This is a genomic window from Nocardia wallacei, from assembly GCF_014466955.1.
Lineage (GTDB): Bacteria > Actinomycetota > Actinomycetes > Mycobacteriales > Mycobacteriaceae > Nocardia > Nocardia wallacei.
In genome coordinates, this window is sequence record NZ_AP023396.1 from 7,327,289 (window position 1) to 7,351,541 (window position 24,253).

The following is a 24,253-nucleotide window of genomic DNA, read 5'->3' on the forward strand; positions in this document are numbered from 1 at the left end:
GACCTGGCACTCACAGGTCGAGAGTGCCAGATCCCTTTCTAGCACTCAGTGATGGTGAGTGCAAGGTCATCGGCGGTGGCAGACGAGAACTACATGGTGTCGGTGACGCGCAGCGCGAGCGCGAGGAAGGCGTCGGTGCGTCGCTCCTCCGGCGAACGGGGCTCACCGCGCTCGACGGTGACCTGCTCGGCGTCGTGCAGCAGCAACTCCGCCTCGATCCGCATGATGGCACGAATGAACGGCGGGGCCACCTCCGGCGGGAGATCCCCATTGACGATGTAGCTACCGTCCGGTCCGTCCTCGGTTTGCACATAGGAAAGCGCGCGCAGCAGGTCAGCGCGCAGTTCCCCCGCGATCAGGTCGGAATCCACGTCATCCGCCATAGCGACATCGTATCTTGACAACCCTTGTGCAACCCGCAGCCGGGTCATACAGTACGTACGTACGGTTTGGGTAGGCGCGAGATCGGGAGCGGCCGATGTGGGATCCCCAGCAGTATCTGGCCTTCGACAACCACCGCTCGCGGCCATTTTTCGAGCTGCTCGGGCGCATCGGCGCGCAGCGTCCGCGCCGGGTCGTGGATCTGGGCTGCGGGCCCGGACATCTGACCACCACGCTGGCCGAGCGGTGGCCCGGCGCGGTGGTCGAGGCGTCGGACTCCTCGCCGCAGATGGTCGCCGCCGCCCGCGCCCGGGGCGTCCACGCCACCCTGCTGGATGTGCGCGAGTGGGAGCCCGAGCCGGATACCGACGTGGTGGTGTGCAACGCGGTGCTGCAGTGGGTCCCCGGGCATCCCGCGCTACTCACCGAGTGGGCGGCGAAACTGCCCTCGGGCGCCTGGCTGGCAATCCAGGTGCCGGGCAATTTCGACGCGCCCTCGCATCGGTCGATCCGGGAACTGGCGGCGCGGGACGACTGGCGGGAGCGGCTCGAGCCGACCGGGGTCCACTCGGCTCGCAACGTGCTCGATCCCACCGGGTACGCCACGGTGCTGACCGAGGCGGGCTGTGCCGTCGACGCCTGGGAGACCACCTACCTGCAGCGCCTGACCGGTGACGATCCGGTGCTGAAGTGGGTGTCGGGGACGGCCCTGCGGCCGGTTCGCGATGCCCTGGACGACGCGAGCTGGGACCGGTTCGTCGCCGAGCTGACACCGCTGCTGCGGGCCGCCTACCCGCAGCAGGCCGACGGGACCACGTGGCTCCCGTTCCGGCGGGTGTTCGCCGTCGCCCAGAAGCCCTGAGTCCAGCGGGTCAGTTCGGGGGTTGCGGGTTCGGGGAGCCGGTGACGAATTGGGCGAGCTGGGCGACGATGTCGCTTTCCAGCTCGTCCTTGCGCAGGCCCAGACCCGAGAGGACGCCGTTGCCGTCCTCGTGTTCGAGCAGGGCGAGCAGGATGTGCTCGGTGCCGATGTAGTTGTGGCCCAAGCGGAGTGCTTCGCGGAAGGTCAGCTCCAGGGTCTTGCGGGCGGCGGCGTTGTAGGGAATGAGGGCGGGGACGTCGTCGGCGGCCGGGGGCAGCGCGGCGGTGGCGACCCGGCGCACGGCGTCGAGGGTGACACCCTTGGAGGTGATCGCATGGGCCGCAAGGCTTTTGGGCTCACTGAGCAGGGCAAGCACGAGATGTTCGGGCTGGATCTCGGCATTGCCCGCGCTGCGGGCCTCCTCCTGCGAGACCGCCACGACCGAGCGCGCGCGTTCGGTGAAACGCGCGAAGCCGGCGTTCGGGTCCATGGCCGGGTCGGTGGTCGCCTTGGGGACGAACCGCTTCTGCGCGGCCTGCTTGCTGACGCCCATGCTGCCGCCGATGTCGGTCCAGGAGGCGCCGGCGCGGCGGGCCTGGTCGACGAAGTGGCCGATCAGGTGATCGGCCACCTCGCCCAGGTGGCCGCCGACGACGACCGCGTCGGACAGTTGCTCCAGGACGTTGCCGGGGCGCGCCTTCTTGATGCCGTCGATCAGGTCGTCGAGGCGTATGTTGATGTCTGCCATGCGTCAACTATAGGTTGACTACTCACATATCGTCAACGAAATGTTGACGAAAAGGTCGACTCGGTGGCGAGACCCGAAACCCTTTGCGTGGCAAGGATGCTCAGTGGGCGGCGGAGTGGGCGGCGCCGCGCACGATGAGTTCCTTGACCCAGGCCGCGGGGCGGCCGGTGAGCACACGGTCCGTCACGGTGTCGTCGGGACGGACGAACTGGATCACGCCGTCGCGGCGGCCCAGGCTGATGCACTGGATGTAGTACCGGAACCGCAGCGGGGTGGGTTCCGCTCCGCGCAGGAGGGCGAGCACGGAGGCGGCCGCGTGCGCGCCGGTGGGCAGCGCGGTCGCGCACGCCATGCGGAGTTCGCGGCCGCCGGGGCCCGCGATCGCCGCGGCGTCACCGGCGGCGTAGACGGCCGGATCGGAGGTGCGCAGGGTCTCGTCGACGAGTAGGCGGCCGCGGCCGTCGACCGCCAGTCCGGCCTCGGCGGCGAGGGCCGGGACTTCGAAACCCGTTGTCCAGAGCACGGTTTCGGCGTCGAATCGGGTGCCGTCGGCGAGGCGCAGGCCGTCGGGCAGCACCTCGACCACCTTGGCACCGGAGCGCACCTCGACGCCGAGCCGGTCCAGTGTGGCGCGGATGTGGCGGCGGGCGCGGTCCGACAGCCAGGCGCCCGGTTCCTCCGAACTCACCAGTGCCACCGCGAGATCCGGTCGTGATTCGGCGAGTTCCGTAGCCGTCTCGATGCCCGTCGATCCGGCTCCGACGACCGCCACCCGACCCGGCGCCGGGTCCCACCGCGCGACATCCTCGGGGGTGGCGACGGTGTGGGCGTGGTGCCGCACGCCCGCGACGCTGTCCACGTCGGCGGCGCTGCCGAGGGCATAGACGAGCACGTCGTAGTCGATGACGGCGCCGTCGGCCAGGGTGATGCGCTTCGGCCCGGGATCGAGTGCGACGGCCCGGCCCCGAACGAAGCGAACCTTCCTGCGCTCCAGCAGCTCTCGCAGGTCGCGGCGTGGAATCGACTGCCCGGCGGCCAGCTGATGCAGCCGCACCCGCTCGACGAACTGCGGGCGCGCGTCCACCACGGTGATCTGCGCGCCGCGCGCCCGGCGGGCCAGCCTGCCCGCCGCCGACAAGCCCGCGTATCCGGCGCCCAGCACGACGATCCGATGCTCTCCGGTCATGAGTGACTCCTTTTCGAGAAGGCCGACACTGTCCAGACCACGCAGGGCCATCGAGCCTGACAGGGTCGGCGAGTGGGGTGAGTCACAGTCGAGCGGTGCGGGCGTAGTAGGCCAGTTTGGCGGGGTTCACGACGAGGCGGACCGCGGAGATGCCGTCGGGGTTCAGGTCGGCGGAGCCGATGACGAGCACGGTGTCGGCGACGCGGGCCACCGCGGCGGGCGCGCCGTTGATTTCCTCGACGGTGAGTTCCAGGCCGGGGACGGTGCGGGTGAACAGGCCGGACAGGTAGCGGGCGACCCGCGCGGAACCGGTGATCGGGTGACGGGCCGCGGTCACCTCGCCGCCGCCGTCGGCCAGCGCCACGATGTCGGCGGTGAACATCTGCTCGAGTGCCGTGAGGTCGCCCGCGCGGGCGGCCGCGACGAAACGTTCGAAGAGCGCGCGGGCCTGGTCGGGAGTCGCGCTGAAGCGGGTGTTCTCGGTGCGGACGCGGCGGCGTGCCCGGCTGTAGAGCTGCTGGGAGTTGGCCTCGGACAGCTGCAGCATCTCGGCGATCTCACCGTGGGCGTAGCCGAATGCCTCGCGGAGTACGAACACCGCACGCTCCACCGGGGACAGTCGCTCCAGCAGGGTCAGCATCGCCATCGATACCAGTTCGCGCTGCTCGGCCGATTCCAGTGGACCGAGCTCGCCGCGACCGGTCGGCACCGGCTCCGGCAGCCACGGTCCGACGTAGGTCTCCCGGCGCGCACGGGCCGAATCCAGCCAGCTGCGGCACAGATTCACCACCACCGTGGTCAACCAGGCTTCGGCGGAACGAATTTCGGCCCGGTCGGTGGCATCCCAGCGCAGGTAGGTCTCCTGCACGGCGTCCTCGGCCTCGCTCGCCGCGCCGAGCATGCGGTACGCCAGGGCGAACAAGCGCGGCCGCTGCCGCTCGAATTCGGCCAGTCCCGTCTCGTCCACCGCGCACCCGCCTTCGTCGGCAATCGTCGGGCGACGATACCCGCCCGGGCGCGCCTGCCGTGGCGGCGACCGAGTGCGGCGGCCACCCGTCCGAATCGGATGACCGCACGGATCACGGAAGGTCTCGCGCGGGAACTCCGGGACGGTCCGTCGTCGGCGCCGCAGGTACGTTCAGCCTCGCGCCGGACGGAACCGCGGCCGGTAGCAGAGGACATCGCCGTGGCGGTCAGTTCGGCGTGCCGGTGGGCGGCTCGGCCGAAGTGGGATCGCGCTCCGGGCGGGGGAAGCGGATGTCGGGGAGGCGAAGTTTCGGACGCTCGCTGGTGGTCGGTGCGACGGTGGTGGTGCCCGGGGTGTTTCGGCGCAGTTCACTGGTGCCCGAGCCGCTGTCCGGGTCACAGGCGGTGAGTGTGACCGCGACGGCACCGGCGGCCAGCACCGCAATCGCCAACTTCTGCACGGGATTTCCCCTTGATCGGGCGCCACACCTGCCGCGGCGCATGCGGAAACGGTGCGCCCCGGCGCTTATCGGCCGCCTAACGATCGGTTAACGCGGGCACTACTTCTCGACGACGCCGATGGCCACGGCGACCGGGGTGTCGGCCTGACTGGCGGCCAGGCACACCAGCTTGGCGGTGCCCAGGGCGACGTTGGGGCTGCCGTCGAACTTGGAGCCCGGGTTCTCGGCGAGTATCTGCTCCAGCAGGGCCTTTTCGGCGTCGGTGTCCAGATTCTTGAATTCGCCGCAGGTCGTCTGCGAGGCGGGGCCGAGGGCGGCGTTGCCCGAACCGGTCGCGGTGGGCGGCGGTTGCGGGGACTCGGACGGGGCGGGGGACGCCGGCGGTGCGGGGCTCGCGGGAGCGGCGGAGGTGGACGGCGCGTTTCTGCGCAGCCCGGCGGCGTCGGTGCCGGAGTCGTCGTTGCCGCCGCAGGCGGTCAGGCCCAGTGCCAGCGCGCTCAGCACGACGGCAGTCGCCGAAAGTCGTTTCATAAACGTCCGAAATTCCGTTTGTCGCATGCGCCGGGGGCAGTCCGGCGCGCGTCGCACAGTACCGGGCGCGGCCGCGATTGAAAACCCGGTGCGCGGCTCAGTGGATCAGCTGCTGCCAGTCGCGGGGCACCCGGTCGCGCGGGCCGGGTGCGGTCTGGTCCTCCGGATGGTGCTGCGGCGGCGCGAGTTCGGGGCCCTCGCCGTACATCTCCTCGGTGCGGAAGTTCCAGAACCACTCCTCCCCGGGTTCGTAGCTCTGCACGAAGGGGTGCCCGGTGGCGGCGAAATGCTTGCTGGCGTGCTGTTGCGGCGAGGAGTCGCAGCAACCGACGTGCCCGCACTGCGCGCAGCGCCGCAGGTGTACCCACCAGCCTTGGGCCGCTTCGCATTCCACGCAGCCCGGCCCGCTGGGCGCCACCGCCGGGTCGATGCCCTCGATCGTTTCGGCCATCACTCACCTCCGGTATCGGTTCGTACGACTGAACTTTCGTCGGCGGCGGCCGGTCGCAGCGGCAGCCGCACGATGAAGCGGGTGTCGCCGGGGACCGACTCGACGCGGATGTCGCCGCCGTGTTTCTTCACCACGATCCGGAACGAGATGTCCAGCCCCAGACCGGTTCCCTCCCCGACCGGCTTGGTGGTGAAGAACGGTTCGAAGATCCGGTTGCGGATATCGTCCGGCACGCCGGGGCCGGTGTCGCCGATCTCCACCGCGGCGCACTCGTTCTCGCGGTAGGTGCGCACGGTGAGGGTGCCCGCACCGGCCATCGCGCCGACCGCGTTGTCGATCAGATTGGTCCACACCTGGTTCAATTCCGCTGCGTAACACGGGACTTCGGGCAAGGTGCGGTCGTAGTCCTTGACGATCGCGATGCCGTCTCCGATCTTGCGGGCCAGCATCACCAGCGTGCTGTCGAGCAGTTCGTGGATGTCGACCACCTGGAACGGCGCCCGGTCCATCTGCGAGTACTGCTTGGCGGCGTTGACCAGCGACGAGATCCGCACGGTGGAGTCGGTGATCTCGTTCATCAGCAGCTCGGTCTCGACCGTGTAGTTGAGCCAGCGGATCGCGCCCTCGAAGACCCCGCTGTCGGCGCCCTCCAGCGTGCCGGCGACCTTCTCCAGCCAGTCGGTGTCGAAGCCCGCCTGCACGAAGGTCGGTGCGATGTCCCAGCCGTTGGCGATGCCGTGGTCGGTGAGCCAGTCGCCGAGTTCGTCCTCGCGGTCGGCGGCCTCGAGCGTGGTCAGCGTCGGGGCCTTTGCGACCTGGGTGGCCGCCTCCTCCTGCAACTGCACCAGCGCTTCCAGCGCGGACGAGTCGAACTTGCCGTGCGCCATCATCTTCAGCTTGTGCCGCATCCCGGCGACCCGGTCGCGCAGCGAGGAGGTGGCGCGCACCGCGGCGGCCGCGGGGTTGTTCAGCTCGTGGGTCAGGCCCGCCGAGAGCGAACCGAGGGCCAGCAGTCGCTCGCGCTGGCCGATGATCTCGTTGGCGTTGCGGTTGCCGAAGAACACCCCTTCGAGCAGGTGCAGCGCCATCGGGAACCACTCCTGCATCATGCGGGCGAAGGTGCCGGCGTCGAGCACGAAGAATTTCGACGGCCTGGTCACCGTGAGCGTGCCGGTGTAGTTCTGCTCGGCCTTGTCACCCATGTAGGCGGTCCAGGCTCCCGCGTAGGAGCCGCGGTGGTCGGTGCGCACCAGCTCGATCTCCTCGCCGGCGGACAGCTTGGTCAGCACGACTTCGCCGTCCATCAGCACGTAGAAGCAGGTCGCCGCGTCGCCCTCGCGGAACACCAGCCCGGGTTCGAACAGCTCCACGCGCCCGTCGCGGCACAGCCATGCCAGCTGGTCGTCGTCGAGCTTCTCGAACAGGAACAGCGTCCGGAGCTCGTCCGGGTCGCAGATCACCTGGGTGCCCATCCGGCACACCTCCTACTGTTTCGCGATGTATCGGTGGACGAGCATGACCGCCATCGCGCCCTCGCCCACGGCGGACGCGACTCGCTTCGCCGACTCCGAACGCACATCGCCGGCCACGAAAACCCCGGGGACGCTGGTCTCGAGGTGGTGCGGCGGCCGCGGCAGTTCCCATCCGGCCGGACGATCGCCGTCGACCAGCAGGTCCGGTCCGGCCAGCACATAGCCCGCCTCGTCCCGCTCGACCAGGCCGTCGAGCCAGTCGGTCTCGGGTGCGGCGCCGATGAACAGGAACAACCGCTCGGCCTCCACCTTTTCTTCCGTGCCGGTGGCGTTGTTGCGCAGCACGATCCGCTCCAGGTGATCGTCACCGTCGGCGGCGACCACCTCCGTGCAGGTGTGCACCTTGATGTTGGGTATCTGCTGGATCTGCTGAATCAGGTAGTGCGACATCGAGTTGTCGAGCGAGTCACCCCGCACCAGGATGTGCACGGTCCGCGCGTTGCGCGACAGGAACACCGCGGCCTGGCCCGCGGAATTCGCGCCGCCGACGATGTAGATTTCGCGGTCGGCGCAATCGGCGGCCTCCGTCATCGCCGAGCCGTAGTACACGCCGCGCCCGGTGAAGTCGTCCACGCCCGGGGCCGGATGATGGCGATAGTTGACGCCCGTGGCGATCAGCACCGAGTGCGCCGCGACCGACTCGCCGTCGTCGAACCGGACCACCCGGGCCGAACCGCACACCTCGAGGCCGACCACCCGGCGCGCGGTGATCAGCTCGGCCCCGAACTTGACCGCCTGCCTTCGAGCCCGGTCGGCCAGCTGTGCGCCGGACAACCCGTCGGGGAAGCCCAGGTAGTTCTCGATGCGGGAACTCTGACCGGCCTGCCCGCCGGTGGCGGTGCGCTCTACCAGCACCGTCCGCAGCCCCTCGGACGCTCCGTATACCGCGGCGCCGAGACCGGCCGGGCCGCCACCGACCACGATGAGGTCGTAGAAGTCGCCGGTGGGGTCGGTATTGAGGCCCACGCTGCCGGCCAGTTCGCTGTCGCTGGGGGCGATCAGCGCCTGCCCGGCGGCGTCGATCACGACGGGGCACTGGTCCTGGGTGGCGCCCGCGGCCTCGAGCAGCCGCGCGCCCTCCGGCTCGTCGGCCAGATACCAGCGGTAGGGCAGCTGGTTGCGGGCGAGGAATTCGCGCACTTCCGAACAGCGGGCGGACCAGCGGTGACCGACCACCTTGGTCTCGTGCACCGGGCGATGGTCGTCGCCGCGCCAGGCCTCGAGCAGCGCGTCGATCACCGGGTACAGCTTCTCCTCCGGCGGATCCCACGGCTTGAGCAGATAGTGGTCGAGATCGATGACATTGATCGCCTCGATCGCGGCATTGGTGTCGGCGTACGCGGTCAGCAGCACCCGGCGCGCGTACGGGTGCAGATCCATCGCCTGTTCCAGGAATTCGATACCGTCCATCCCCGGCATCCGGTAATCGGCGATCAACACCGCGACGGGCTGACCCCGGAGTTTCATCTCGCGCAGTGCCTCGAGCGCCGCCGCACCCGATTCGGCGCGCAGAATCCGATAATCCGCCCCGTAGCGGCGTCGCAAGTCGCGGACCACGGCCCGGGAGACGCCCGGATCGTCGTCGACGCTCAGGATCGCCGGTTTGGCGACAGCTGGTGAAGTCACATCGAAAGTATGGGCGTCGATGCGAGCCCGCGCGCCCCCCGGTGGGAGATCCGGCCCCCTAGTTCGCTCACAGCCGATGTTGCTGGACCAGGTCCAGCTCCGTCGGAGTCAGCAATCGCTCCAGTCTTTCCTCGCGCTCGGCGGCGCGACGCCTGGAACTCTTACCACCAGTCCCCGCCCTCGCGGTGATCTCTTCCGAATCGGAAAGCGGCAGTAGCGGAACGGAATCCGCCTGACCACGGTGGAGGGGAAAGCGCAGTTTCACGGCCGATCACCTCACGTTGGACGAAAACTCGGGCTCAGTCGGTTGCTTCATTGCCTTCCGCTTCATCTATCCGCCATTGTGCGTCGGTTATTACAGAAGGGGGTACCCATCACATCGAAATGTGATCCGGTTGATTTTCGATCGAATGTGGTCCGGATCACTGGAGTGCCGCGCGGTGGGTACACGAACCCGCTGGCCCAGTAGGATTCCCGGTACCGATCGTCACACTCCCGGAGGCAGCGTTGCCGAACACTCTCGAAGCCACCGTCGACATCTCCGCCCCGCCGGAGCGGGTCTGGGCGGTCGTCTCGGATCTGAAGCGGATGCCCGAATTCAGCCCGAACACGGTCCGGATGGTCGCGCTGGGCGCACCGCGCACCGGGGCCTGGACGGTCAATCTGAATCGCGACGGCCGCAAGTACTACCCGACCACCTCGCGCATCGTCCGGTTCGAACCCAACCGGGCCTTCGCGTTCCGGATGAACGAGAACGGCACGGTGTGGAGCTACACACTGGAGCCGACCGAATCGGGCACTCGGCTGATCGAACGCCGCGACGTGCCCAACGGGGTCCGCAAGCCGGTGCGCGTGCTGATCGACGCGTTCCTCGGCGGCGAGGAACAGTTCGAGTCGAACCTGTTGCGCGGCATGAACGAAACGCTCGGCAAGATCAAGGCCGCGGCCGAGCGGTAACTCCGCTCAGGCGTGGCCCTCGGTGTGCCAGTTGGGCAGTTTGACGACCTGCGCGGCGTAGGACAGGCCCGCGCCGAAGGCCACCAGCAGGGCGTCGGCACCGGGCTTGGTCTCGCCGCTGCGTAGTAAAGCCTCCATGGCCAGCGGGATCGAGGCGGCGGAGGTATTGCCCGCCTCCTCGATGTCGTTGGCCAGGGCGCAGTCCTCGGGCAGTTTCAGCTCGCGGGCCATGATCTCGATGATGCGGCCGTTGGCCTGGTGCGGGACCATCGCGTCCAGGTCCGCGGGGGTGAGCCCGGCACGATCGATCGCGTCGAGGCAGACCTTCTTCAACGAGTGCGCGGCCCAGCGGAACACCGCGGTGCCCTCCATCGCGAGGTACGGGCGCACGGCGTCGAGGCCCTTCTCCTCGATCTCGCCGAAGAACTCCATCCAGTCCTTGTCCTGGCGGATGGCGTGGTGCTGAGTGCCGTCGGAACCCCAGACGGTGGGGCCGATGCCCGGCTCGTCGGACGGGCCGATGACGACCGCGCCCGCGCCGTCGGCGAACAGGAACGCGGTGCCGCGATCGGCCGGGTCGATCGCGTCGGTGAGCCGTTCGACGCCGATGACCAGCGCGTGGTCGGCGCTGCCGCCCTTGACCAGGTCCGACGCCAGGCCCACGGCGTGGCAGAACCCGGCACAGCCGGCCGAGATGTCGAATGCCGCGGGGTTGCTCAAACCCAGTTCGGTGGCGATCTGCGGCGCCGCGGCCGGAGTGAGCAGCAGCCACGTGGACGTGGCGACGATGACGCAGCCGATCTGCTCGGGGCGCACCCCGGCCGCCGCCATGGCGTCACGCGCCGCCGCGGCGCTCATGCCGATGATGGTTTCCGAATCCGATGCGAACCGGCGGGTCTTGATGCCCGAGCGGGTGCGGATCCATTCGTCACTGGACGCGATAGGCCCGGCGACCTCGTCGTTGGTGACCACCCGGACCGGGCGGTACACGCCGAGCCCGAGCATCGCGGTGTGCTCCGCCCCCGTGACCTGGGCGAGTCGAGCAGCCATCGTGCTTCTCCTAGGTACCTGCCGGCAGGGGTGGCACGGGCCTGTGGCCCCACCCGCGCATCGAACGTTCCTTCATCGGGCCCTCATCGGGCGGACTCGCTGGCGAGACCGCAGACATGAGGCCCCCTCATATTAGCCGGAAGATTATCGGGCGTCGTGGGTATTGTCACAATCGATCGGGTATTGCCAGTCCACGAGCCGGTTATACGACCGGCAGTGACCTGTTCCGACGAGTGATTCGAGGACACAACATGCTCGGTCTGGGAATTATCGGCTGGATCATCATCGGCGGCTTGGCCGGTTGGATCGCCAGCAAGTTCATGGGGACGGACGCCCAACAGGGCATCTTCCTGAACATCGTGGTGGGCGTCGTGGGCGGCCTGATCGGCGGCTTCCTGCTCAAGCTGCTGGGTGTCGACGTCGAGGGCGGCGGCATCATCTTCAGCTTCCTCACCTGCCTGGGTGGCGCGGCCATCCTGCTGTTCCTGGTGGGACTGGTCACCGGGCGCCGAAAAGTGGGCTGACCCCGCGAACCCACACTGCCGCAGCGGCCCCGGTCGCTGCGGCAGTGTGCTGTCGCAGCACACCCCCGGACGCGACATGTCCCGTATGGTGTGTGCGACTTGTCCGCGCACGAAAGAGGAGCCAGTGGCCCGCCGCCCCACCCCGCCCGGCACGCCCGACCGTACCGGTCTCGGTCACGTCGCCGACCTGGTCCGCGATGCGATCCCCCCGCTGCATCCCGCCGGCCTGCCGTTCGTGGCGACGCCGCTGGCCGTCGCACTGCTGGCCCGGCGCCGGAAGTGGTTGCGGCGCGGCGGTTTCGCGGCCGCGGCGGCGACGGCGGCGTTCTTCCGGCACCCGCACCGGGTGCCGCCGAACCGGGCGAATGTCGTGATCGCACCCGCCGACGGGCAGATCGCGCTGGTGGACACCGCGGTGCCGCCGGCCGAACTGAACCTCGGCGACGCCGAACTGCCCCGGGTGAGCATCTTCCTGTCGGTGCTGGACGTGCACGTCCAGCGCACGCCGGTATCGGGCACCGTGCGGCAGATCGCCTACCAGCGCGGCCAGTTCCGCTCCGCCGATCTGCCCGAGGCCAGCTCCGTCAACGAGCGCAACAGCATGGTGCTGGAGACCGACTCCGGGCAGCTGGTGACGGTGGTGCAGATCGCGGGCCTGCTGGCCCGCCGGATCGTGTGTGACGCCGAGGTCGGCGACAAGCTGGCCATCGGCGACACCTACGGGCTGATCCGGTTCGGCTCCCGCGTCGACACCTACTTTCCGGCCGGGACCCAGCTGCTCGTGAACCCCGGGCAGCGCACCATCGGCGGGGAGACGGTGCTCGCCGAACTGCTGTCATGATCGAAGAGACCGTGACCGAGCACGGACGACGACGCCGGACGGTCCGGCTGCTGCCCAGCATCGTGACGATCATGGCGCTGTGCGCGGGGTTGTCGGCGGTGAAATTCGCGCTCGAGGGCTCGCTGAGTACAGCGGTGGCCATGATCGGCGCGGCGGCGGTGCTCGACATGCTCGACGGTCGGCTGGCCCGGATGCTGTCGGCGACGACCAAGATCGGCGCCGAACTCGATTCGCTCGCGGACGCGATCTCTTTCGGCGTCTCGCCCGCGCTGGTGCTGTACGTGACCTTCCTGAACCAGGACAGCCTGGGCTGGATCATCGCGCTGATCTACGCGGTCAGCATCGTGCTCCGGCTGGCCCGGTTCAACACGCTGATGGACGACGACACCCGGCCGGACTGGCAGCGCGAGTACTTCGTGGGCGTGCCCGCACCGGCCGCCGCGCTCATCGGAATGCTGCCGCTCGTGGCACACCAGCAGTTCGGCGACGGCTGGTGGAACGAATTCCCCCTGGTGGCGGCGTGGACGATCGTCGCGGCCCTGCTGGCGGTCAGCTCCATCCCCACCCTGGCGATGAAGTCGGTCTCGGTGGCGCCCCAGGCCGCGGCCCTGCTGCTGGTCCTGGTCGCCCTGGCCGCCGCCGCGCTGGTCACTTATCCGCGCATCCTGCTGATGGTGCTGGTGGTGCTGTACCTGGCCCACATTCCGTTCGCCTGGCGCTCCCAGCGCTGGGTCGCGGCCCGGCCCGAGATCTGGCACCACAAACCCGCGGAACGCCGCGCCCAGCGCCGCGCCGCCCGCCGCCGCCCCGCCCTGCGGGTGCCGGTATCGACGTCGCGGTTACGGCTGCGACGTCCCGGCGCCCGTGAGCGCTGACCGGACACCCCCATAATGGGTCGGGTGCCCGAACTGTCGCTCACCGCCCGCCTGAACCGCTCGGCCGCCGATGCCCGCCGGGGGGTGGTGCGGCTGCATCCGGAAGCGCTGGCCGCATTGGGTTTGCGGGAGTGGGACGGGATCGCGCTGATCGGGTCGCGGCGCACGGCCGCGGTGGCGGGGGTCGCGCCCGCGGGGACACCGGCCGGAGTGATCCTGCTGGACGACGTGACGCTGTCCAACGCCGGGGTGCGCGAGGACGCGACGGTGGTGGTGGCACCGGCCACGGTGTTCGGGGCGCGGCAGATCTCGGTGACCGGATCGACCCAGGCCACCCACAGCATCCCCGAGGCCACACTGCGCCAGGCGCTGCTCGGTAAGGTCGTCACGGTCGGTGACGCGGTGTCGCTGCTGCCGCGCGATCTCGGCCCGGGAACCAGCACCGCCGCAGCGACACAGGCGCTTTCGCGCACTTTCGGGATCGCGTGGACCTCGGAACTGCTCACCGTCACCGCGACCGATCCGGTGCGCGGGCCGGTGAGTGTGCAGCCCAACAGCGCGGTGGTGTGGGGCGCCGGTGTGCCCGCGGCCGACGCCTCGCACGATCCGGGCGCGGGATCCGACAGCCAGTCCGGTGCGCCCGGTACCCGAATGCGGGTGCGGGAGCGGCCTTCCGCGGTGGACGTGGCGGATCTGGCCGGGGTGCGACCACAGGCCGCGAAGCTCTCGGAGTGGCTCAGCCTCGCCCTCGACGAACCCGAACTGCTCAAAACTCTCGGCGCCCCACCACATCTCGGTGTGCTGATCACCGGCCCGGCGGGAGCGGGGAAGGCGACGCTGGCGCGGGCGGTGGCCACGCCGCGGCGCATCGTGGAATTGGACGGTCCGACGGTCGGGGCCACCGAGAGCGGCACCCGATTGCGAGAGGTCGGGCTGGCGGTTTCCGAGATCTGTTCCGGCGCGGGCGGAGTGCTGCTGATCACCGATATCGACGCGCTGCTACCGGCCGATCCGGAACCCGTCGCGACGCTGATCCTCGACCAGCTGCGCGCAGCGGTCGCCACCCCCGGTGTGGCTTTCCTGGCCACCACCTCGCATCCGGCCGGGGCCGACAGCCGTTTGCGCGCACCGGATCTGTGCGATCGCGAGATCGCGCTGACCCTGCCGACCGCGGCCGTGCGCAAGGATCTACTGGAACAGCTGCTGCGCAAGGTGCCCACCGAGGACCTGAAACTCGATGAGATCGCCTCGCGCACACCGGGTTTCGTGGTCTCCGACCTGGCGGCGCTGTGCCGGGAGGCGGCGCTGCGGGCGGCGTCACGGGCCAGCCGCGACCACACCGAGCCGGTGCTGACCCAGCCCGATCTGGTCGGCGCGCTGCAGGTGATCCGCCCGCTGTCGCGTTCAGGCACCGAGGAATTGGCGATCGGCAGCCTCAGCCTCGACGATGTCGGCGACATGGTCGAGACGAAGCAGGCGCTGACCGAAGCGGTGCTGTGGCCACTGCGCCACCCGGATTCGTTCGCCCGGCTCGGTATCGACCCGCCGCGCGGCGTGCTGCTCTACGGGCCGCCGGGCTGCGGCAAGACCTTTCTGGTGCGGGCCCTGGCGGGTACCGGCCAGCTGAGCGTGCACGCCGTCAAGGGCGCGGAGCTGATGGACAAGTGGGTCGGCTCGTCCGAGCGCGCGGTGCGCGAATTGTTCCAGCGCGCACGCGATTCCGCGCCGTCGCTGATCTTCCTGGACGAGGTCGACGCGCTGGCGCCGCGCCGCGGCCAGAGCAGTGACTCCGGCGTCGGCGACCGCGTGGTGGCGGCCCTGCTCACCGAGTTGGACGGCGTGGAGCCGTTGCGCGATGTGGTCGTGGTCGGCGCGACCAACCGGCCCGAGCTGATCGATCCGGCCCTGACCCGTCCGGGCCGGCTGGAACGTCTGGTGTTCGTGCCCCCGCCGGACGCCGCCGCGCGCGCCGAGATCCTGCGCACCGCGAGCCGCTCGGTCCCGCTGGCCGCTGACGTGGACCTCACCGCCCTGGCCGCCGACCTGAACGACTACTCGGCCGCCGACTGCGCCGCCCTGCTGCGCGAGGCCGCCCTCGCCGCGATGCGCCGCGACGTCGACACCGCCGACATCACCGCCGCCGACATCACCGCCGCCCGCACCGCGGTCCGCCCATCCCTGGACCCCACCCAGGTCGACGCACTCCGCCGCTACGCCGACCACCGCAACGGAACCTCCTAACACCAGGCAGCCATACACTCCGTGACCCTTCACCGAACCGCCTGACACCCGGCAGGTGGCGTGATGGAACGTCATGATGTCCGGCAGGTCTGCGGCTATGTGACCTTGATCGTGGGTATTTTCAGCTGGTGCGAACCAGGGCCGCGGTGTTCGAGACGGTGACGGCGGGTCTCGCAACCCTGGTTGCGGGGATGTCGCTGATGCTCCCGATCGACTTCACGTGGACGTCGGGCGCCTCGCCGCTGCAACTGGATCTGCTCGCGCACAGCCTGCCGCACGCCATCGCCGCCGGCGCCGTCATCGGGCTGATCGTCGCCGTGTTCGCCACGACCGTCAATCACGGCCTGGCGGCGTGGGGTTCGGCGCTGTGCGGTGCCGTGCTGCTGCTGGTGACGCATCTGGTCGGGGCGCACAGCGGTCCGGACGCCTCGCTGGCCACGGTGAACTTCGTCGACGCGATCGCGGGCGGGATCCTGCTCGGCGGGATCGCGACGGCCGTCCTGCACGGGCGGCTGCAGGTTTTCGGCTGGACGCTGGGCGCGCTGGGCAGCATCGTGGTGGGCGCGGCGCTGCCGGTGCAGCACGGCGACGGTTTCGGCGATCCGAACCGCTACGGGCGCTGGCCCGCGGTCGATTGGCCGCCGCCGTGGCTGATCGCGGTGACGGTGCTGCTGGTCGGGGTGGGCACGCTGGTCAATCGGCACAAGACCGAGGTGGAGCGGCGTTCCGTGGAGTTGCCGATGGCCCCGATCGTGGCCGGCCTGGTGTACGTGGTGGCGACGCTGGCGGGCACCGAATGGCTGACCAGCCACCCGGGCAGCATCTTCGACATCTCGCTGAGCGTCGGCGCCACCGTCGTCGCGGGGTTCGTCGCCGCGATCCTGCTGCCCCGCCGCGACGGCACCCTGGTGCTGCTGGCGATCGCGCTGGCGGCGGTGGGCAGCGCGATCATGCCGTCCTGGTTGCCGGGCTGGTCGGCCGCGCCGCTGATGGTGCTGCTGGCGCTGGGAATCGTGCTGGGTTTCCGGCGGCCGGGGCCGGTGCTCGCACTGCTGCTGACGACCGCGCTGGCGTCGAGCTGCATGGTCACCCTCGGCCACGACCACAACCGGGTCCGCAACGCGATCATCGCGGTGGCACTGACCCTCGTCACCGGCTACAGCTTCGGCAGCGCCGCGCCCCGCTACAACCCCACGCGGGTGCTGGGCGTGTCGATCGTGTTCGTGCCGTCGGTGGTGCTGGCGCTGCGGTACCACGCCGACCGGGGCGACCTCGACACCGCCACGGCCGACGCGGGTCGCTGGTACGTCTGCCAGGTGCCCGCCACCGATTCGCCGGTCCCGCACTGGACGGCCCTCGCGATCACGGTGGGTTGTCTGGTCGGGCTGATCGCGCTGCGGCGACTCCGCGCACCCACGGTCACCCGGGTGGCCGACGCCGCCGAGCGCCCGGACGACCGCGACCCACTGTGATTGCAGATATATAGCCGGGGGCCTCGAACATGTTCGACGCCATAACCTCGGCAGCCGTGAATCCCATAAGGGCCGAAGTAGTATCGACTGCGCACACCCCGCCGCCGACCGACGGAGTGAAGTTTGCTCGCAGTCCTGCTCGCCCATGCCGCCGCGGCCCTGTTCGCGCCGCCGTGTGTGCGGGTGCTGGGCCGACGGGCCTTCTATCTGCTGGCGCTGGTGCCGCTGGCGAGCCTGGGCTGGGTCGTCGCGAACTGGAACAGCGGGCGCGAACTGCGGATCGGCTGGGCGCCGGGCATCCACATGGACCTGGAGCTGCGCTTCGATTCGCTCGCCGCCATCATGTCGGCGCTGGTGCTGGGCATCGGTGCGCTGATCCTCGCCTACTGCGCGAGCTATTTCGACGATGACGACCGGCAGCGGCTGGGCATCTTCGCGGGCTATCTGATCGCCTTCGCGGGGACCATGTTCGGGCTGGTGATCAGCGACAACATGTTGGTGCTGTTCACCTTCTGGGAAGCGACGACGGTACTGTCGTTCCTGCTCGTCGGCCATCACGCCGAGCAGATCGCCGGGCGGCGCGCGGCGCTGCAGGCCCTGCTGGTGACGGCCGCGGGCGGGCTGACGATGCTGGTCGGCATCATCGCGATCGGGCAGCGCTACGACACCTATCTGCTCTCGGAGATGCTGGCCCGCGCGGATCCGCGGGACTGGACGACCTGCGTCGCCGTGGTGCTGATCCTGGTCGGCGCGCTGAGCAAGTCGGCGATCGTCCCGCTGCACTTCTGGCTGCCCGGCGCGATGATCGCGCCCACCCCCGTCAGCGCCTACCTGCACGCGGCGGCGATGGTGAAGGCCGGTATCTACCTGGTGGCCCGGCTGGCGCCGGTGTTCGCGGCCAGTGCGCCCTGGCATCCGATAATCCTCACGCTGGGCCTGGTGTCGATGCTGCTCGCCGGGTTGCGTTCGCTGCAGGTGACCGATCTGAAGCTGGTACTGGCCTTCGGCACGGTCAGTCAGCTGGGGTTCCTGGTCACGCTGGTCGGGATCGGCACGCCGGACGCGGCGCTGGCCGGGGTGACGATGCTCGTCGCGCACGCACTGTTCAAGGCGTGCCTGTTCATGGTGGTCGGCATCATCGACCACAGCGCCGGAACCCGGGACCTGCGACGGCTTTCCGGGCTGGGTCGCCGCGCGCCGGTGCTGTGCGGTACCGCGATCCTGGCCGGGGCGAGCATGGCCGGAATCCCGCCGCTGCTGGGCTTCGTGGGCAAGGAGAGCGCCCTGGGCGCGATTCTCACCGCCGACAACCTGAGCGCCCCGGCCAAGCTGGCGGTGGGCACCGGCGTGGTGGTCGGCTCCATGCTGACGGTCGGATACAGCCTGCGATTCCTCTGGGGCGCTTTCGGTTCCAAGTCGGTGGCGGTGGGAGCGCCGGAGCCGCAACCGGATTGGCATCCGCCCGGGGCGGTGTTCGTGGCCCCCGCGGCCCTGCTGGCGGTGGCGAGCCTGGCCGCGGGCCCGGCCGCGCCGTGGCTGGACCGGCTGCTGCGGCCCTACGCCGAGACGCTGCCCGGCGGCGAGCCCACCCATCTGGCGCTGTGGCACGGCTTCGGGCACCCGCTGACCCTCACCATGATCGTGATCGCCTGCGGCCTGGTGCTTTTCGAGATCCGCGACCGCATCGGCGAAACGGCCCGTCCTCGCCTGGGCAACGCCGACCGCGTCTACGACAGGACGCTGCGCGCGATGGACCAGCTGTCGCTGCGCATGACCGGTGCGACGCAACGCGGTTCGCTGCCACTGAACCAGGCGCTCATCCTGATCACGCTGACCGTGCTGCCCACCGCCATGCTGGCGTTCGGTGCCCGCACCCGGGTTGGCCTGCGGCTGTGGGATTCTCCGCTGCAGCTGATCATCGGGCTCATCATGGTGGCGATGGCGATCGGCGCCACCGTGATGCGCAACCGCCTCGCGAGCGTGCTGCTGGTCGGCGTCACCGGTTACGGCTGCGGCGTGATCTTCGCACTGCACGGCGCGCCCGATCTGGCGCTCACCCAGTTCCTGGTGGAAACCCTGACCCTGGTGATCTTCGTGCTGGTGCTGCGCAAGTTCCCGGCCGAGATCGAACCCGACCGCGCCACCGCCTTCAAGGCGCGCCGCGCGCTGCTGGCCGCGCTGGTGGGCGCCGCGGTCGCGGTGCTCGCGGCCTTCGCCACCGCCTCGCGCGGCACCGAACCGATCTGGCACCGAATCCCGCAGGCGGCCTACGGTTTCGGCGGCGGCAAGAACGCGGTCAACGTGCTGCTGGTCGACATCCGCGCGTGGGACACCCTCGGGGAGATCTCGGTGCTGGTGGTCGCCGCGACCGGGGTCGCGTCGCTGATGTTCCGCAGCCGCCGTTTCGGCACGCTGCCCCGGGTGGCCGACGCGCCCGGCTACACCCCCGACCCGGACCGCGCCTACTGGCTGCCCGCGTCCCCGCTCCTCGCGCCGCGGCACCGCTCGATGGTGCTGGCGATGACGACGCGGCTGGTGTTCCCGACACTCATGGTGCTGTCCGCGTACTTCTTCTTCGCCGGGCACAACGCACCCGGCGGCGGGTTCGCCGGGGGGCTCACCGCCGGATTGGCGCTGGTCCTGCGCTATCTGGCTGGCGGCCGCTACGAGCTGGCCGAGGCCCTGCCCGTCGACGCGGGCCACGTGCTCGGCGCGGGGCTGGCGCTGTCGGCGGGCACCGCGACCGGTTCGCTGCTGCTCGGCGCGCCGCCGCTGTCGTCGGCGATCGTGGAGGTGACGCTGCCACTGCTCGGGCACGTCAAGTTCGTCACCGCCCTGCTGTTCGACCTGGGCGTGTATCTGATCGTGGTGGGCCTGGTGCTCGACGCGTTGCGCAGCCTCGGCGCGCGGCTGGACACGGAGGGGCCCGCGATCGCGACGATCTCCACGCGGACCGGGGAATCGACGAGGGAGACCCGATGACCGCGAACCTCACCCTGCTCGTCCTGGTCGGCGTCCTCACCGCGTGCGGCGTCTATCTGCTGCTGGAGCGCGCGGTGTCGAAGATGCTGCTGGGGATGATCCTGTTCAGCAACGCGGTGAACCTGCTCATCCTCACCCTCGGCGGACCGGACGGCCGCCCGCCCATCCTCGGCCAGACCGATCGGATCCAACGGGATTCGGCCGACCCGCTGGCGCAGGCGATGGTGCTGACCTCCATCGTGATCACGATGGGCCTCGCGGCCTTCGTGCTCGCGCTGGCCTACCGCGCCTACGCCCTGACCACCAGCGAGCGCGTGGAGAACGACCCGGAGGACGTGAAGGTGGCCGCGCGCCGCGAGGGCGAGGACCCCGAGCAATGACCCTCGCCCCCGGCCTGATGCCCGCCCTCACCGCCCTGCCGGTGCTGATTCCGCTGCTGACCGCCGCGGCCACGCTGATCGTCGGGCGCAAACCGCGTGTGCAGCAGATCATTTCTATCGCCGCGCTGGCGGCGGTGGTCGTCATCGCCGGGTTGCTGCTCTACCTGGCCGACCGGGACGGGATGGCGGCGCTGCAGGTCGGCCACTGGAGCGCCCCGATCGGTATCACGCTGGTGGTGGACCGTTTGTCGGCGGCCATGCTGCTGGTGTCGTCGATCGTGCTGCTGGCGGTGCTGGTGTTCGCCGTCGGGCAGGGCATCAGCGACGGCACCGAGCGCCAGCCCACCTCGATCTTCCAGCCGACGTATCTCATTCTGAGCGCGGGAGTTTCGATCGCCTTCCTGGCCGGTGACCTGTTCAACATGTTCGTCGGTTTCGAGGTGCTGCTGGCCGCGTCGTTCGTGCTGCTCACCCTCGGCGCGAGCGCGGACCGGGTGCGGGCCGGGGTGTCGTACGTGATGGTGTCGATGGTGTCGTCGCTGATCTTCCTCACCGGCATCGCGCTGGCGTACGCGGCCACCGGCACCCTGAACCTGGCGCACATGTCGGTGCGAATGGGCGAGGTGCCCACCGGGATTCGCAGTGCGGTGTACGCCGTGCTCCTGGTGGCGTTCGGCATCAAGGCGGCGGTGTTCCCGCTGTCGAACTGGCTGCCCGACTCCTACCCCACCGCGCCGGCCCCGGTCACCGCGGTCTTCGCGGGCTTGCTGACGAAAGTCGGCGTGTACGCGATCATCCGGATGCACACGCTGCTGTTCCCCTCCGACAGCTTCGACAACGTGCTGCTGGTGTGCGGGCTGTTCACCATGCTGATCGGCATCCTCGGCGCCATCGCGCAGAGCGACATCAAACGACTGCTGTCGTTCACCCTCGTCAGCCACATCGGCTATCTGATGTTCGGGGTCGGGCTGAACACCGCGGCCGGGCTCACCGGCACGGTGTTCTACGTGGCCCACCACATCCTGGTGCAGACGACGCTGTTCCTGGTGGTCGGCCTGATCGAGCGGCAGGCCGGGTCGGCGTCGCTGAGCCGGCTCGGCGGCCTGCTCGCCGCCAGCCCCGCGCTGGCGTTGCTGTTCGGGATTCCGGCGCTCAATCTCGGTGGCATTCCGCCACTGTCGGGCTTCATCGGCAAGACGGCGCTGCTGCAGGCGGGCGTGGCCGACGGCAGCGTGCTGGCCTGGGTGCTGGTGGCCGGATCGATCGTGACCAGCCTGCTGACGCTGTACGCGATGGCGCGGGTGTGGAGCAAGGCGTTCTGGCGGCCGCGGGTGCAAGCGCCCGAGGGCAACCTGGCCGACGCGGCGCCCTCGGGGCTGATCGAGGAATCGACCGACGTGCTGTTCGACGACCGTGTCGATCCCGGCCGCATGCCGCGCCTGATGCTGGCGCCCACCGTCGCGCTGCTCGCCGTGGGTCTGTCGCTCACCGCGTTCGCGGGCCCGGTGCTCGGCATCGCCGCGCGCTCCGCCGACGAGCTGAGCGACCGGGGCCGGTACCTGGAAACCGTATTGGGAACGCCGGATTCGTGGCGGGCGGGAGGCGACCGGTGAGCCGCGAAACCGTCGTCCGGATCGGGGTGCTGCTGTGGCTGGCGCTCGTCTACACGGCGCTGTGGGGCGATCTGAGCGTGGCCAACACGCTGGCCGGGCTGGCGATCGGTGCGGTGATCATGCTGGCGATGCCGCTGCCCCGGGTGCCGGTCTCGGGGCGGCTGCATCCGCTGTCGCTGCTCGAATTGATCGTCGTCGCTTCGTATTACGCGCTCGAATCCAGCCTGCAGATCGCCTGGTTCGCGGTCCGGCCGGCCGGTGCGCCGGTGTCGGGTGTGCTGCGGGTGCGGATGTCCATCCGCTCGGACCTGGTCTTCGTGCTGTGCACCGACGTGCTCAACATGATTCCCGGCACCATGGTGCTGGAGCTGGACCGGTCCACGCACACCGTCTGGGTGCACGTGCTGGACGTGGGCAGCGAGGCGGCGGTGGAGAAGTTCTATCGCGTCACCCGCCGGGTGGAGCGGCTGCTGATCCAGTCCTTCGAACGGCCGGGCGAATGGCACGAGTCGTCGAGCGCCGCAATCGCTTCCGAGGAGGATTGATGACGGTCGTCGCACTGATCGCCGGAGTACTGCTGGTCGCCGCGGCCCTGCTGACCGGCTACCGGGTCCTGGCCGGGCCGGGCACCCTGGACCGCGTGGTGGCCATCGACTCGATCATCGGCATCGCCGCCGCGGGCCTGGCGGTGTGGGCGGCCTACAGCGACGACACCGCCGTGCTCCCCGGCATCGTCGCCTTGGCGCTGGTCGGATTCCTCGGCTCGGCCGCGGTCTCCCGGTTCCGGGTGCGGGACGACCGATGACGGGCTGGCTCGATACCGCGCTGCGCTGGCTGTCGTTCGGTCTGATGGTGCTCGGCGCCGCCTTCGCGCTGACCGCCGCGATCGCGCTGGTGCGTTTCCCCGACACCCTCTCGCGCATGCACGCCGCCACCAAACCCCAGGTGGTCGGCCTGGTGCTGGTTCTGATCGGCGCCACCATCCAGCTGCGCGGCCACGGCAACGTGTGGATGCTGCTGCTGGTCGGGCTGTTCACCCTGCTGACCATTCCGGCCGTGGCCCATCTGCTGGGCCGCACCGCCTATCGCGAGCAGCGCGACCGTGACGGTCTGCTGCTGATCAACGAACTCGGTGACGACGTGGACTAAGCCTGTCGCGCCGCGGGTTCGGGCACGTCGGCACGTTCCGGGATGCGCGCGAACCACGTCGCGTAGAACAACCAGCAGAAGGCGGCGACGGCACCGAGCACCACGACACCGGCCGGAACCGGATACTCGGCCATCCACCCGGCCAGGTAGCGGTAGCACAGCAGCAGCGCCGCCAGCAGCGCGAGACCACCGCCGACCATCCGGACGCGAGCGCGATCCCAGCCGCGTTCGGGCGCGCGCAGGGCGGATTCGACGGTCAGGCACAGCACCGCGCCCGCGAGCAGGTCCGCGCCGTAGTGGTAGCCGAAGCCGAGGGTCGCGGTCAGGGTCGCCGCCAGCCAGAACGCACCGCCCCAGCGCAGCCAGCGCGGCGCGGGGGAACCGTCGGCGGCGCGGCGCGAATGCAGGAAGACCGACGTGGCCCAGGCGGTGTGCATGGAGGGCATGCAGTTGCGGGGCGTCACGGTGTCGAAGGCCAGCGGCACAGGGTGGTGATCGACGGGCGGCACGATCCGGGGCCAGTAGTCGCCCACCTGCAGGCCGTGTCCGTCGGGGCCGAACGCGAACATCGGCCCGACCACGGGAAACAGCACGTACACCACCGGCCCGACCAACCCGAGCACCAGGAAGGTGCGCACCAGATAGTGATTCGGCCAGACACCGGCCGAGGCCACCCGCCGCAACTGCCACGCCGCCACCACCATCGCCGCGACCGGCAGTTCGATGTAGACCCAGTGCAGCACCGCGTACACCACCGGGCCGAGCGCGCCGACGACCTGACCGAGCACCCAGGAGGGCTGGCCGAAGGCGTGATCGGCCAGCAGCACATACCGGTCCAGCACGTCCGGCCCGGCCAGCACGGTGACGTGCAGCCACACGTCGCCCACCTTGGTGGCGAGGATCAGCAGCGCGCCGAGCGCAGCGGCGTGCAGCGCGTTGCGCCGGACCGTGCCCTCCCAGCGCAACCAGGCGACCAGCGCCACGCCGGTCAGCGTGATCACCGCGCCGTTGCCGACGGTCAGCGATCCGCCCAGCAGCACCCGCACGAGCGCGAAGACCACATCGATCGCCACCGCGATCCCGACCGTCCACAACCGCCGCCGCCACGACAATCCGACCAGCGCCAGCGCCAGACCCGCCCACGGCACCGACACCGACTTCGGCGTCCCCGCGTAATCCGACCACAGGCTGTGCAGCGGGCCCTCGAAACCGTTGCGGGAGGCCACTATCTGCAACGCGATCAGGAGCACGGGCACGGCCGCGACGGCGAAAGCGATCCGGGCCCGGGTCGACGGCATCCGGATCCGGCCGCGGCGAGCGTCACCACCGAAGTCGGAACGCGGGTCGTCGAGTAACACCCGACCATAGTAAACGGGCGATGAACGCCACCCCGCCGAGTAGCTGAACGACCGACCACCGGCCGGT

General features: G+C 70.1%; 24 protein-coding genes. 13 read left to right on the forward strand and 11 right to left on the reverse strand.

Annotated elements, in window-relative coordinates; translation table 11 throughout:
• Nucleotides 1–89: 89 nt before the first annotated feature.
• A complete protein-coding gene (locus tag NWFMUON74_RS32940) occupies nt 90–383 on the reverse strand; it encodes a hypothetical protein (RefSeq protein ID WP_040751275.1) in 294 nt (97 codons plus the stop codon).
• Between the two features lie 95 nt (nt 384–478).
• Here NWFMUON74_RS32940 and NWFMUON74_RS32945 point away from each other — a divergent pair, with 95 nt between their 5' ends.
• Nucleotides 479–1,243 (forward strand): trans-aconitate 2-methyltransferase, encoded by a 765-nt coding sequence (locus tag NWFMUON74_RS32945; RefSeq protein ID WP_187685591.1) that lies wholly within the window; start codon nt 479–481, stop codon nt 1,241–1,243.
• A 10-nt stretch (nt 1,244–1,253) separates the two neighbouring features.
• On the opposite strand, the gene NWFMUON74_RS32950 is transcribed toward NWFMUON74_RS32945, so the two are convergent.
• The 8 genes from NWFMUON74_RS32950 to NWFMUON74_RS32985 form a co-directional block, all read right to left on the reverse strand.
• A complete protein-coding gene (locus NWFMUON74_RS32950) occupies nt 1,254–1,991 on the reverse strand; it encodes a Clp protease N-terminal domain-containing protein (RefSeq protein ID WP_187685592.1) in 738 nt (245 codons plus the stop codon).
• A 100-nt stretch (nt 1,992–2,091) separates the two neighbouring features.
• Entirely contained in the window at nt 2,092–3,177 is a 1,086-nt protein-coding gene (locus tag NWFMUON74_RS32955) for an NAD(P)/FAD-dependent oxidoreductase (RefSeq protein ID WP_187685593.1), read from the reverse strand.
• A gap of 82 nt (nt 3,178–3,259) precedes the next feature.
• On the reverse strand, nt 3,260–4,144 hold the full coding sequence (locus tag NWFMUON74_RS32960) for an RNA polymerase sigma-70 factor (RefSeq protein WP_187685594.1): 885 nt from the start codon (nt 4,142–4,144) through the stop codon (nt 3,260–3,262).
• A 226-nt stretch (nt 4,145–4,370) separates the two neighbouring features.
• Nucleotides 4,371–4,604 carry a hypothetical protein gene (locus tag NWFMUON74_RS32965; protein WP_187685595.1) on the reverse strand — a complete coding sequence of 78 codons (234 nt, stop codon included), beginning with the start codon at nt 4,602–4,604 and terminating at the stop codon, nt 4,371–4,373.
• 99 nt (nt 4,605–4,703) lie between these two features.
• Nucleotides 4,704–5,135, reverse strand: coding sequence for a hypothetical protein (locus NWFMUON74_RS32970; RefSeq protein WP_197986943.1), 432 nt, complete (start codon nt 5,133–5,135; stop codon nt 4,704–4,706).
• 97 nt (nt 5,136–5,232) lie between these two features.
• Nucleotides 5,233–5,586 carry a UBP-type zinc finger domain-containing protein gene (locus tag NWFMUON74_RS32975; RefSeq protein ID WP_187685596.1) on the reverse strand — a complete coding sequence of 118 codons (354 nt, stop codon included), beginning with the start codon at nt 5,584–5,586 and terminating at the stop codon, nt 5,233–5,235.
• A complete protein-coding gene (locus tag NWFMUON74_RS32980) occupies nt 5,586–7,058 on the reverse strand; it encodes an ATP-binding protein (RefSeq protein ID WP_187685597.1) in 1,473 nt (490 codons plus the stop codon). Before NWFMUON74_RS32980 ends, NWFMUON74_RS32975 begins: the two co-directional genes overlap by 1 nt.
• A 12-nt stretch (nt 7,059–7,070) precedes the next feature.
• On the reverse strand, nt 7,071–8,744 hold the full coding sequence (locus NWFMUON74_RS32985; protein ID WP_187685598.1) for an NAD(P)/FAD-dependent oxidoreductase: 1,674 nt from the start codon (nt 8,742–8,744) through the stop codon (nt 7,071–7,073).
• Nucleotides 8,745–9,251: 507 nt separating this feature from the next.
• On the opposite strand from NWFMUON74_RS32985, the gene NWFMUON74_RS32990 reads away from it, so the two are divergent.
• On the forward strand, nt 9,252–9,701 hold the full coding sequence (locus NWFMUON74_RS32990) for an SRPBCC family protein (RefSeq protein WP_187685599.1): 450 nt from the start codon (nt 9,252–9,254) through the stop codon (nt 9,699–9,701).
• Nucleotides 9,702–9,707: 6 nt separating this feature from the next.
• On the opposite strand, the gene NWFMUON74_RS32995 is transcribed toward NWFMUON74_RS32990, so the two are convergent.
• Nucleotides 9,708–10,751 carry a beta-ketoacyl-ACP synthase III gene (locus NWFMUON74_RS32995; protein ID WP_187685600.1) on the reverse strand — a complete coding sequence of 348 codons (1,044 nt, stop codon included), beginning with the start codon at nt 10,749–10,751 and terminating at the stop codon, nt 9,708–9,710.
• A 251-nt stretch (nt 10,752–11,002) separates the two neighbouring features.
• On the opposite strand from NWFMUON74_RS32995, the gene NWFMUON74_RS33000 reads away from it, so the two are divergent.
• The 11 genes from NWFMUON74_RS33000 (at nt 11,003) to mnhG (ending at nt 22,828) form a co-directional block, all read left to right on the forward strand.
• Nucleotides 11,003–11,275 carry a GlsB/YeaQ/YmgE family stress response membrane protein gene (locus NWFMUON74_RS33000; protein WP_187685601.1) on the forward strand — a complete coding sequence of 91 codons (273 nt, stop codon included), beginning with the start codon at nt 11,003–11,005 and terminating at the stop codon, nt 11,273–11,275.
• A 124-nt stretch (nt 11,276–11,399) separates the two neighbouring features.
• Nucleotides 11,400–12,116: a phosphatidylserine decarboxylase gene (locus NWFMUON74_RS33005; RefSeq protein ID WP_187685602.1), complete on the forward strand. Its 717-nt coding sequence runs from the start codon at nt 11,400–11,402 to the stop codon at nt 12,114–12,116.
• Nucleotides 12,113–12,991, forward strand: coding sequence for a CDP-alcohol phosphatidyltransferase family protein (locus NWFMUON74_RS33010; protein ID WP_187685603.1), 879 nt, complete (start codon nt 12,113–12,115; stop codon nt 12,989–12,991). The genes NWFMUON74_RS33005 and NWFMUON74_RS33010 overlap by 4 nt, the downstream gene beginning before the upstream one ends.
• 24 nt (nt 12,992–13,015) lie before the next feature.
• Nucleotides 13,016–15,232: an AAA family ATPase gene (locus NWFMUON74_RS33015; RefSeq protein ID WP_232110723.1), complete on the forward strand. Its 2,217-nt coding sequence runs from the start codon at nt 13,016–13,018 to the stop codon at nt 15,230–15,232.
• A gap of 128 nt (nt 15,233–15,360) precedes the next feature.
• Nucleotides 15,361–16,704, forward strand: coding sequence for a hypothetical protein (locus NWFMUON74_RS33020; protein ID WP_187685605.1), 1,344 nt, complete (start codon nt 15,361–15,363; stop codon nt 16,702–16,704).
• A 123-nt stretch (nt 16,705–16,827) separates the two neighbouring features.
• The gene (locus NWFMUON74_RS33025; protein ID WP_187685606.1) at nt 16,828–19,686 is read left to right on the forward strand and encodes a Na+/H+ antiporter subunit A; all 2,859 of its coding nucleotides are present in this window, start codon (nt 16,828–16,830) and stop codon (nt 19,684–19,686) included.
• Nucleotides 19,683–20,066 (forward strand): Na(+)/H(+) antiporter subunit C, encoded by a 384-nt coding sequence (locus tag NWFMUON74_RS33030; protein ID WP_187685607.1) that lies wholly within the window; start codon nt 19,683–19,685, stop codon nt 20,064–20,066. The genes NWFMUON74_RS33025 and NWFMUON74_RS33030 overlap by 4 nt, the downstream gene beginning before the upstream one ends.
• On the forward strand, nt 20,063–21,679 hold the full coding sequence (locus NWFMUON74_RS33035; RefSeq protein WP_187685608.1) for a Na+/H+ antiporter subunit D: 1,617 nt from the start codon (nt 20,063–20,065) through the stop codon (nt 21,677–21,679). Before NWFMUON74_RS33030 ends, NWFMUON74_RS33035 begins: the two co-directional genes overlap by 4 nt.
• On the forward strand, nt 21,676–22,224 hold the full coding sequence (locus NWFMUON74_RS33040) for a Na+/H+ antiporter subunit E (RefSeq protein WP_187685609.1): 549 nt from the start codon (nt 21,676–21,678) through the stop codon (nt 22,222–22,224). The genes NWFMUON74_RS33035 and NWFMUON74_RS33040 overlap by 4 nt, the downstream gene beginning before the upstream one ends.
• Entirely contained in the window at nt 22,224–22,484 is a 261-nt protein-coding gene (locus NWFMUON74_RS33045; RefSeq protein WP_187685610.1) for a monovalent cation/H+ antiporter complex subunit F, read from the forward strand. Before NWFMUON74_RS33040 ends, NWFMUON74_RS33045 begins: the two co-directional genes overlap by 1 nt.
• Entirely contained in the window at nt 22,481–22,828 is a 348-nt protein-coding gene (mnhG, locus tag NWFMUON74_RS33050; RefSeq protein ID WP_187685611.1) for a monovalent cation/H(+) antiporter subunit G, read from the forward strand. The genes NWFMUON74_RS33045 and mnhG overlap by 4 nt, the downstream gene beginning before the upstream one ends.
• On the opposite strand, the gene NWFMUON74_RS33055 is transcribed toward mnhG, so the two are convergent.
• Nucleotides 22,825–24,126, reverse strand: coding sequence for a phosphatase PAP2 family protein (locus tag NWFMUON74_RS33055; protein WP_187689569.1), 1,302 nt, complete (start codon nt 24,124–24,126; stop codon nt 22,825–22,827). The two genes, mnhG and NWFMUON74_RS33055, sit on opposite strands and share 4 nt — an antisense overlap.
• Nucleotides 24,127–24,253: the final 127 nt, after the last annotated feature.